The 3,245-nt window shown below is 45.5% G+C and carries 2 protein-coding genes; both read left to right on the top strand.

Translation table 11 applies throughout. The annotated features are described in order from the left end of the window. The first annotated feature begins 270 nt into the window (after positions 1-270). A complete protein-coding gene (locus ACO0LB_RS20345; RefSeq protein ID WP_423052486.1) occupies positions 271-1,695 on the top strand; it encodes a hypothetical protein in 1,425 nt (474 codons plus the stop codon). A gap of 207 nt (positions 1,696-1,902) precedes the next feature. Then, a partial coding sequence (locus ACO0LB_RS20350; protein WP_423052488.1) for a hypothetical protein occupies positions 1,903-3,245 on the top strand: 1,343 nt, incomplete at its 3' end.

The following is a 3,245-nucleotide window of genomic DNA, read 5'->3' on the forward strand; positions in this document are numbered from 1 at the left end:
GTTTTTGCCTTGGACAATAAGGCACATGTCTTATGATGATTAAAAGATGATATTTGATCCAAGGAAAATAGAAAAAGTAAAGACAAAATAATCTAAAAGTATAAAACCATTTCCTCAAACGAGAGTAGTTTTTCCAATCGATCGAATATGAGTCACCGAGGACAGCAACTATCTGCTGCAGAGAAAGAGGCGGCCGATGCCCTCTTGAACTTTGAGGGGAACATCGATAGTGTCTCTGGTACTCCGACTCCGACCCCATGGACGACGGAAATGTACGAAAAACACCTGGATGCGTGTTACAAAAAGCCGAGAACCACATTGGATGAAGGAGTAGGTTATGCAAAGAGATTTCTCAATTGGTACGCCGGACAGATGATCGAAGAAGATGATCTGCTGGATACTTATCATTCTCTCCTCAGCTGCTACAAATATGACCAAAAATATATTCTTTCTAACAAGGTGTGTCTTCCTCGGGCCGAGACTGCTCCAGGAGACGAGTCTCCAATGATCAATCTAGAGGAAGATGATCCAACCAAGCCCCCCAATGCTCTTCAAGCTGTGAAGGTTGCTGGTCAGGCGAAAGGTCAGGTTGCAAAGGCTGTTGACAAGATGAAGCTCCCCAAATGGGACTGGTATGAGCCGAGGGCCACCAATATTATGTCTGTCAGTGTGAAAGTTGGGGCTAACAAAGTTTCCATTTCAAGCCAATCAGCCATCCTCTGGTACGACCTTCTTTTTGATTGGTTGTCCCCGTTGGATCCGGAAAAGAAAGACCAGCATGCCCATTGGTTGAAGAATAGAGAGTATGCCATGGGCATTGTTGTTCTAATGGCATTGAACTCCTTCCGTCTCATAACTAAGGACCCTCAGTCGGTGAGCAACCATTACCTGGTTCACCTCAAGGGGAAAATTGATTCCCTCCTCAAGGTGCCAATCCTATCGCTTCCTGAAGGCCCTGCGGCCTTTCCACCCTCTTCGCCGTTCCTCAAGGCTACAGCCGCTCTGTTCGCAAAAGGGTCTACTATTGCTCTCAGTCTCTCTACTTGGATGATTGAAAGCTTCATCAACTCGGACAGCGAAAACGTTAAGGCTCTATGGAAGGCTGGCTGTGCCCTTTCTTTGGCCTATACCGGACTGGGGTCTATCTCTTGGTTCGAGAAAGCAGCCATTGCACAAGGAAAGCCCAAGATGGAGATGCTAAGAGAGCTTGCTATCCCGTTAATGTCAAAGTTTATCATTGAGTACGCCAAATTGGCCAAGCAGCCTGATGCATCCTGGGTGTACTGTCGTCTCTTAAGTGAGTCCGCCCTTGCTCAATTTTCAGCTCTCAAGCTTCCAGTTCCAACTGCAACCTTCGTTGCCCTCTCGAGCCCCATGGTTCAAGCGAATGATGAATCATGGCAATATGAATCACTTAAAAGAATCCCGAAAAATTATGTTATGGTGGGGTTTGCCATTGCGAAAACTTACATGGAGCTTCAGGCGAAACTTGGATGGGACAAACCCTTGAACCAAGCGGCCAGCCAACTGGTGAAGGACCTTGAAGAAAAAGGTGCAGTCTACATGGAGCAGGCTCGCAAGAAGCTGGCGATTGAGTCTGAGGAGCTTGAACTCGAGATTGAGTCTGGGGGCGAGGATGAAGAGGAGCCTCAAACTCCACCGGCCTCCAAGTCAAGAAAGAGACAGGAACGATAAATGTCTGTCCAGATGACCAGATATTAGATTTAGAAAAAGTAAGTATATATAGAAAAAGCAAAGACAAAATAATCAGTTAGTTGTAAAGAGTATCAACCTTAGTTGTTACAGTGTTTCTTCGACATTCACTTTTAAACCTCCTCTAACATGTCATCAAAACAAGATAACAAGGCATCCAACCTTGGAGAAGTACTGAAGAGAGTAAGAATGCGAGGGAATGTCGAAACTCCCCAAGATTTGGAATCATTGAGAAGGATTGCAAATGAACTTCCTGTTTCTCCGAATTTGCTTGTTGAGATGAAAAATCAGGGCAAGGATCTTGCCGATGTGATTGATAGCATTATGGAGGCTGGCGGCATCCCGGGTGTTGACATAAGAGAGCCAGTTAACCCTCTGGCGCCCACCGCCTCCCAAACTGGAGAGGTAGCAAGCCTCCCTGGGGCAGATCAACAGCTGGATGATCTATTTTTAGACGCCCAAGAAGAGGTAAGCCAAACCCCAATGGGTTCACGAGCAAGTAGTCTGGAGAGTCTCATTCTTGATCCAGGAGTAGGGGATGAATCTGTTCCCCGACTAAACCCTAAGGCCCCCACTCTCACCAATGGATCCGCCCAGCCGGGATCCTCTTCGGCATTTTCCTTGGCAGATCATCAAGATTTTTCTCTTTCCCTCGAATCTCTCCATGAAGGATTTGGAACAGCTTCGAAAATAAAGACCAACTCTAGCTGTCGCATGTGTCAACCCGACCCAGTCGTTCAGGAATTGCTCCGTTATACTGATGATCAGTTTGAATTAATGATGACCTTCACAGGCTCCCACGGAGGTTTCTTTAATCCTTTTTCTAAGGTTTTTGATATGGGCACTTATAACCAGGTCTTAAAGGGTCTAAAACAAGGTTTTTCCACCATTCCTATCCTGTCGGAGCTCTTGGACAAATGCTCCGGGCTAACCGCAAACCAACTGTTCCAGAGGCTACGTAATCTCAAGTCATTTATTGAAACTATTATGTTCTTCCATTCTCTGGAAGACTTCGGAGGTCTTATCTGTGCCGAGATTGCAAATGTTAAAACCGAGGCTCGGAAGCGAGCGGATAATAGCCAGAGGGAGTCTCAAGAAGCTACTTCCCGACATGTTATTGCCCTCACAGAAACTATAAACAGCTTCATGGAAGTTTTTGGAGAGAACCGTCAGCAGTTGGCAAAATCATCGCAGAATCTTTTGCTTGTTGAGTCAGCAAAGAAACAACAAAAAGGCAATTCCAAGTTTGCCCAACCCCCGAAGGCTCCAGAGAAATTCCTTCTTATCATGGTGCCAGAACCACTTGAAATCGTGGAATCTAAACATGAATCAGGTTATAGTATCCTGGGGGAATACGACCATGCCAAATTTGGAAATGATTATGAGATTATAGCATCCTTCCTTCGAAAGAACTTCGAGAAAGTCATCCAGGCCTTTAAGGCAGGAAAAGCTGATGCACTCAGAGCCCAAATTATGGCAAAAATGGGTCCTTATTTTTCTGAAGAATTTCTTAAGCTGAATAATTCAGTGCC

Source organism: Undibacterium sp. SXout7W (assembly GCF_049339385.1).
GTDB lineage: Bacteria > Pseudomonadota > Gammaproteobacteria > Burkholderiales > Burkholderiaceae_D > Undibacterium.